Annotated in this window: 6 protein-coding genes; 5 read left to right on the top strand and 1 reads right to left on the bottom strand. The window is 43.7% G+C overall.

Going from position 1 to position 7,117, the window contains the following annotated elements; all coding sequences use genetic code 11:
* Nucleotides 1–415 precede the first annotated feature (415 nt).
* Both ACFSCZ_RS17630 and ald read left to right on the top strand, forming a co-directional pair.
* Entirely contained in the window at nt 416–1,768 is a 1,353-nt protein-coding gene (locus tag ACFSCZ_RS17630) for an aspartate aminotransferase family protein (protein ID WP_380775808.1), read from the top strand.
* 150 nt (nt 1,769–1,918) lie between these two features.
* Entirely contained in the window at nt 1,919–3,031 is a 1,113-nt protein-coding gene (ald, locus tag ACFSCZ_RS17635; RefSeq protein WP_380775810.1) for an alanine dehydrogenase, read from the top strand.
* A gap of 354 nt (nt 3,032–3,385) precedes the next feature.
* On the opposite strand, the gene ACFSCZ_RS17640 is transcribed toward ald, so the two are convergent.
* A complete protein-coding gene (locus ACFSCZ_RS17640; RefSeq protein WP_380775812.1) occupies nt 3,386–4,480 on the bottom strand; it encodes a M24 family metallopeptidase in 1,095 nt (364 codons plus the stop codon).
* Between the two features lie 143 nt (nt 4,481–4,623).
* On the opposite strand from ACFSCZ_RS17640, the gene ACFSCZ_RS17645 reads away from it, so the two are divergent.
* The 3 genes from ACFSCZ_RS17645 (at nt 4,624) to ACFSCZ_RS17655 (ending at nt 6,991) form a co-directional block, all read left to right on the top strand.
* Entirely contained in the window at nt 4,624–5,307 is a 684-nt protein-coding gene (locus ACFSCZ_RS17645; protein WP_380775814.1) for a metal-dependent hydrolase, read from the top strand.
* Between the two features lie 52 nt (nt 5,308–5,359).
* Nucleotides 5,360–5,599: a hypothetical protein gene (locus ACFSCZ_RS17650; protein ID WP_380775816.1), complete on the top strand. Its 240-nt coding sequence runs from the start codon at nt 5,360–5,362 to the stop codon at nt 5,597–5,599.
* Between the two features lie 81 nt (nt 5,600–5,680).
* Nucleotides 5,681–6,991: a DRTGG domain-containing protein gene (locus tag ACFSCZ_RS17655; RefSeq protein WP_380775818.1), complete on the top strand. Its 1,311-nt coding sequence runs from the start codon at nt 5,681–5,683 to the stop codon at nt 6,989–6,991.
* Nucleotides 6,992–7,117: the final 126 nt, after the last annotated feature.

The raw sequence follows: 7,117 nt of genomic DNA on the forward strand, positions 1-7,117 counted from the left end.
AAAAGCGGAGGGCGCAGCCAGGGGTGACAAGCGCTGGAGACAAAATCAATGAAGGCGTAGTTTGCCTTCATGGGGTTTGTTGAAGCGACCCTGTCGCCCAAAGCTGGCCAATTAAAAAATCGGGAGCGACCGTTGCCTTGAGCTTCGACGGCTTAACTTTATCCGGGTTGAACAATTCGTGAAACACATGGACAGAAAATCTTTATATCCGGACAGTAACTGAAGTCACGGACAGTTAACCGAACATTCGGACAGTAAATCGAAAACCCGCACAGTACATTCAAATTGAGAAGATCTATAAAAGTTTTGATGTACGCCAGGATATATATTTCGACTGCTTGGAAACATCCAAGTTATTAAATGGGTACGGATGGCCATTAAGATGGGCCAGCCCGTAAAAGAAAGGGGTAGTTTTATGTCTACAACTCAAACAGATTCTTTGGTAGAAAGAGACCGCCAAAATATTTGGCATCATATTTCACCCTATAGCGAAGCAAAGCCACCTACAATTTTTACTGAAGCCAAAGGAGCATGGATGACAGATCACCAGGGTAATAGGGTGCTGGATGGAATGTCCGGTCTTTGGTGTGTAAATGTCGGTTACGGAAGAGAAGAGCTTGCAAAAGCTGCCTACGACCAGATGGTACAAATGCCATATACTCCGATGACCCAAAGCCATCAGCCTGCTATTGAACTGGCGGCTAAATTAAATGAATATTTAGAAGACGACTATATGATTTTTTATTCGAACAGCGGTTCAGACGCAAACGAAGTAGCGTTTAAAATTGCTCGTCAGTACCATCAGCAGAATGGTGAAGCGTCAAGATTCAAGTTTATCTCACGCTATCGTGCTTACCATGGAAGCTCCATGGGGGCACTATCCGCAACAGGGCAGGCGCTTAGAAAATATAAATACGAACCCCTCGTACCCGGGTTTTTACATGTTGCTCCGCCTGACAGCTATCGCAGACCAGCCGGCATGTCCGTGGAAGAGTTTAATATTCAAAAAGCCCAGGAATTTGAAGAAAAAATTATATGGGAGCAAAAAGAAACGATTGCCGGAATTATCATGGAGCCGATTATTACTGGAGGAGGAGTGATCATCCCTCATCCGGTTTATATGGAAAGAGTTCAAGAAATTTGTAAAAAATACGGCGTATTGCTCATTATTGATGAAGTCATCTGTGGCTTCGGTAGAACTGGTAAAATGTTCGGGCATATGAACTATAATATTAAGCCTGATATCATTTCGATGGCCAAAGGACTGACAAGTGCCTATCTGCCGCTGTCTGTAACTGCCGTTAGGAAAGAGATTTTTGAAACATTCAAAAAGAGTGAAGAAAACAGCCACTTCCGCCATGTAAATACATTCGGAGGGAATCCGGCAGCATGCGCCCTCGCATTGAAAAACTTGGAAATCTTGGAGAGAGAAAATCTTGTGGCCCGTTCTGCGGAATTGGGTGAACGATTGGAGCAAGATTTGGCAGAACTGAAAGATCATCCGTATGTCGGGGATATTCGGATTAAAGGATTTTTAATGGGGATAGAAATGGTGGAAGATAAGGACACCAAAGAGCCCGCGACAAATGAGCGTGTCGGAAAAATCATTGCAGAATGCAGAGAAAAAGGATTGATTATTGGCAAGAATGGAGATACAGTTGCCGGATATAACAACATCTTAACATTATCTCCACCGCTTTCCTGTACGGATGAAGACGTAGATTTTATTGTTTCAACAATAAAGGAAGTACTTCGAAATAACAAGTGATATATTTAAAACAAAATTTGCTGCCGAGGTGTTATTATTACACCTCGGTGTGGTGTTCACAAAAATGTTTCTCCAAAGGGCTTTCGTTTACGAGATTAAAGTGATATATTCTATATTGTGACAAACAGAACAAGTTAGGAGGAAAGTACAATGATTATTGGTATACCTAAGGAGATTAAAAGTAATGAAAACCGGGTGGCTATGACACCGGCCGGTGCCTATACATTGACTCAGGCAGGCCATGAGGTACATATTGAAACGGGTGCCGGACTTGGTTCATCTTTTACAGACGAGCAATACATAGAAGCTGGTGCTAAAATCGTAAATAGTGCTAAAGAAGCATGGGACGCAGAAATGGTTATGAAAGTTAAAGAGCCTCTTGAAGAAGAGTTCGGCTATTTCCGTGAAGGTTTAATTCTTTTCACCTATTTACACCTAGCTGCAGAACCAGCATTGACTAAAGCATTGGTTGAAAAGAAAGTCGTTGCGATCGCTTACGAAACTGTTCAGCTTCCAAACCGTTCACTTCCACTGCTTTCTCCAATGAGTGAAGTTGCAGGAAGAATGGCTACTCAAATTGGTGCACAATTCCTTTCCAAAACATACGGAGGAAAAGGTAAACTTTTAGCTGGAATTCCAGGCGTAGAGCGTGGAAAAGTAGTAGTTATCGGCGGTGGACAAGCTGGTACGAACGCTGCGAAAATGGCAGTTGGACTTGGTGCTGACGTAACTGTTCTTGACTTGAGTGTTGACCGTCTGCGCCAGCTTGACGACATTTTCGGAAACGACATTAAAACTTTAATGTCTAACCCATTCAACATCGCAAATGCGGTTAAGGATGCTGACCTTGTCATCGGTGCGGTTCTGATTCCAGGAGCAAAAGCACCTAAACTAGTGTCTGAAGAAATGGTTAAATCCATGTCTCCGGGATCTGTGCTTGTGGACATCGCTATTGACCAAGGCGGTATCTTTGAAACAAGTGACAGAGTAACAACTCATGACAACCCAACATATGAAAAACACGGTGTTGTTCACTATGCTGTGGCTAACATGCCTGGTGCTGTTCCACAAACATCAACTATGGGCTTGACAAACGTAACCGTGCCTTACGCGCTTCAAATTGCAAACAAAGGCTATAAACAAGCTTGCTTGGATAACGAGCCACTTTACAAAGGAATCAACGTTCTTGACGGAAAAGTTACATTCAAGGCTGTTGCGGATGACCTTGGCTACGAGTTCGTTGAAGCAAAAGAATTATTTTAATATAGAAAAGCGGAGGGCGCCCGCTTAGGGGCGACAAGCGCTGGAGAAAAAACCGGTGAAGGTGTAGTTTGCCTTCATCGGTTTTTTTGAAGCGACCTCGAGCCCCAGGTGCCCGGAGCTGGCCAAGAGAAAAGCGGAGGGCGCCCGCTTAGGGGCGACAAGCGCTGGAGAAAAAACCAGAGAAGGCGTAGAAGAAAGCCTTCTCTGGTTTTTTTAATTGGACTTTAATCCCCAATGGTCCGACTGTGGAAAAAAGAAGACAAACCAATAATGGCGTAGTTTAATTACCTGAGCTGGTTGCTGCAGCTCGATGATGAATTAAAACCGCCGCACAGTTTAGGTTTGGCGCTCTTGTTACCCAATCATTTGCAGAGTTTTGGGATATGTGGTCAGAATTTCAACATTTTCGGTTGTGACAAGCACGTCATCTTCAATGCGTATACCTGCTGTATTTGGCACGTAAATTCCAGGTTCGACCGTAAAAATCATACCAGGTTCCAAAGTGAGTTCGTTTGTACCCGTAATGGAAGGATACTCGTGTACACTGATTCCAAGTCCGTGGCCCAGCCGGTGAGTGAAAAAATCTCCAAAACCTGCTTCTGTTATAACTTTTCGTGCTGCCTCATCTAAATCCCTGGCCCGAATCCCGGGCTTGATCATAGAGACAGCCCTTTGCTCGGCTTCCAAAACTATTTCATACATCCGTCTTTGTTCATCCGATATTTCCCCGAATGCTACGGTTCTCGTAATATCAGAGCAATAGCCTTCGTAAACCACTCCCAAATCCATCAAAACGAAATGGCCCTGCTCAATTTGTGTCATGCCCGGTACCCCGTGGGGAGAGGCTGCATTGGGTCCTGTCAAAACGAGAGGGTCAAATGACATGCCCGCTCCTTTTTTCTTTATTTCGTAATCGATGGCAGCAATAATATCGAGTTCGGTTTTTCCTTCAGCCAGCTCATGAACGCCAACTTCTACAGCAAAGTCGACAAGTTCACAGGCTCTTTTAATCAGTTGAATTTCGTGAGGGTCCTTGATGAGCCTTAACTCATTTAACTTTTCGTCAGCCCTTATAAAAGATGTCTGTGGGAACCTGGTTGTCAGCTCTTCAAACCTTGCAATATTTAAATGATCCTTCTCCACAGCCCATGTTTGAATTTGAGAAATACGGGACTTAATTTTCTTTTCTGTCAGATCCCACGGGTCATCGGTGTCACGGTAGCCCAAAATTTCATACATCCATCCCACTTTTTGGGCATCATCTTTTTCCATCTCAGGGCAAATGAGCAGAGGATCTGCTTCTTGAAAAACAACAAGTCCAAGCAGCCTTTCGTGTGGTTCACACCTAAATTTGGTAAAATAAAAAACATTATCGGGTGAAGAAATAAACGCAGCATCAATCTCGCGGTCTTGCAACCATGAAGAGAACGATTCCAGCCGTTCGTTCAAAGGACCATCTCCTTTTCTATTATTATTATAATGAGAGTAGCATTTGTAGAAGAAAGAGACAATTCTATAATATAAGAAGGAATACGCAAATGGTTCTAGAAATGAACATATAACAACTTATAAAAAGGAGTGTAACAACACAGATGAAAGTTTCTTATCATGGTCATTCAGTCGTTAAAGTACAAACAGAAGGAAAAACGATTTTAATTGATCCGTTTATTACCGGAAATGAATTGACAGATTTAAAAGCGGAAAATGAAAATCCGGATGCGATCATTCTGACCCACGGACATTCCGATCATGTGGGAGATACTGTAGAATTAGCGAAACGAGCCGGTTCTCTCGTCATTGCTCCCAACGAATTAGCAACCTATATTGGATGGCAAGGAGTCCAAACGCATCCCATGCATATTGGAGGAGCCTATGAATTTGACTTTGGAAAGGTCAAATTTACACCGGCTTTCCATGGGTCAGCCATCTTTACAGAGGACAAACAGGTGATTTATTTGGGAATGCCTGCTGGTGTATTATTGATGGCTGAAGGGAAGACCATTTATCATGCGGGAGATACCGCTCTTTTCTCTGATATGAAACTGATCGGGGAGCGTCACCCTGTTGATTTGGCATTTTTGCCAATTGGCGACAATTTTACGATGGGACCGGAAGATGCTGCACTTGCAGCTGAATTCATTCAGGCCAAAACTGTGGTGCCCATCCATTACAATACGTTCCCGCCGATTAAACAGGATCCACAGCGCTTTATTGAACTGCTGAAAAAGGGTATAACCGGGAAAGTAATGAATGCCGGTGATTTAATCGAGCTATAAGGACGTCCCCCTGCATATGATAATTATGATTATGTATGCAGGGGGAGTTTATATGTATAACCGTTATTTGCTTTGCCTTTTGATTTGCTGTGCGCTCCTTTACTTTGCTGTGCCAAGGATCAACCCGTATGGCACCGGATGGGAAGGTCTGTTTGCCATCAGCTGGCTGGCCTTTGCTTTTCTAGTTTTTGCAGGTAATCTGGCTGCTCTTTTATTTCCAAATCAATGGAGAAGGAAAGGCACAAAGCAAGCTCTACCTGAAAAGACAAAACGGCGCATGCGGGCAAACTGAGGGAAAGATCGATTGCTGAACCAGGCTTTTCGCTATATAATGATCATAATGATTGTACGGTAAACGAAAAGGGTGAAAAGCTTGTCAACAAAGCATGAACAAATCATTCGGTATATTGAAGGACTTCCTGTAGGGGAGAAAATTTCTGTGAGGCAAATTTCCAAAGCTTTGAGTGTCAGTGAAGGAACCGCCTACAGGGCCATCAAAGAAGCCGAAAACAGAGGATATGTAAGCACAATAGAGCGAGTCGGGACGATTCGCATTGAACAAAAGAAAAAAGAAAATATAGAAAAGCTAACGTATGCAGAAGTAGTCAATATTATTGATGGCCAGGTTCTTGGAGGAAGAGCCGGCCTGCATAAGACACTGAATAAATTTGTGATTGGTGCAATGAAGCTCGATGCCATGATGAGGTATACGGGTGCAAACAATCTGTTGATTGTCGGAAACCGGACGAAGGCACATGAATACGCATTAATGGCTGGGGCAGCTGTGCTGATCACAGGTGGTTTTGATACCGAAGATCATGTGAAGAAGCTTGCAGATGAGTTGGAATTGCCGATTATTTCAACAAGTTATGACACTTTTACTGTAGCGGCTATGATTAACCGCGCAATCTATGACCAGCTGATTAAAAAAGAAATTATCCTTGTCGAGGATATTTTTATTCCGCTGGAAAAGACAATTACAATTCATACAAAGGAAAAAGTGGCAGATTGGTATTCCAAAAAAGAGACAACTGATCACAGCAGGTATCCGGTAGTGGATCTGAACAATAAAGTACAGGGAATGGTCACCGGGAAAGACGTGATTGGACAAGATCCGGAGGTCGGCATTGAAAAAGTAATGACGAAAAATCCGATTACCATCGGCAGAAAAACAAGCGTTGCTTCTGTTGCCCATATGATGATATGGGAAGGGATAGAAGTACTTCCGGTAGTGGACGAGCATCAAAGATTGGAAGGCATCATAAGTCGGCAGGATGTACTGAAAGCGTTGCAGATGATCCAGCGCCAGCCGCAGGTAGGCGATACGATTGATGATACGATTTCAAAGCAGCTGACCAACAGCAAATATGCAGGAGAACCTTCTTTTACATTTGAAGTCAGTCCGCAAATGACGAGCCAGATGGGTACGATTTCCTACGGAGTGTTCACTTCGATTGTAGCGGAGTCATCCAACCGTTTATTCAGGTTGCAGAAAAAAGGGGAACTTGCTGTGGAAAGTATGACAATATACTTTTTAAAGCCTGTCCAAATGGATTCGACTTTGGAAGTGGTGCCGAGAATACTTGAAGCAGGTCGAAAATTCGGAAAGGTAGATGTGGAGGCATTCAGCAACGGGGAGATCGTGGGAAAGGCATTGATGATGTGCAGGTTGATGGAGAGGTAGGCAGAAAAGCGTAAGCGCCTTGCTCAGCCCCGACAAGCATAAGACGAGCGCAGAAGAAGGCGTTTTTTGCCTTCAGCTGCGATAGGCTTATGACCTCGAGGGGCTAGGCGCTGGAGCTGGACAGCA

This window comes from Siminovitchia sediminis (assembly GCF_042680885.1).
GTDB lineage: Bacteria > Bacillota > Bacilli > Bacillales > Bacillaceae_C > Siminovitchia > Siminovitchia sediminis.

Bases quoted from the DNA above. Each gene is read 5' to 3' on its own strand.
- ACFSCZ_RS17630 (WP_380775808.1), top strand. From the start codon at position 416: ATGTCTACAACTCAAACAGATTCTTTGGTAGAAAGAGACCGCCAAAAT.
- ald (WP_380775810.1), top strand. From the start codon at position 1,919: ATGATTATTGGTATACCTAAGGAGATTAAAAGTAATGAAAACCGGGTG.
- ACFSCZ_RS17645 (WP_380775814.1), top strand. From the start codon at position 4,624: ATGAAAGTTTCTTATCATGGTCATTCAGTCGTTAAAGTACAAACAGAA.
- ACFSCZ_RS17650 (WP_380775816.1), top strand. From the start codon at position 5,360: ATGTATAACCGTTATTTGCTTTGCCTTTTGATTTGCTGTGCGCTCCTT.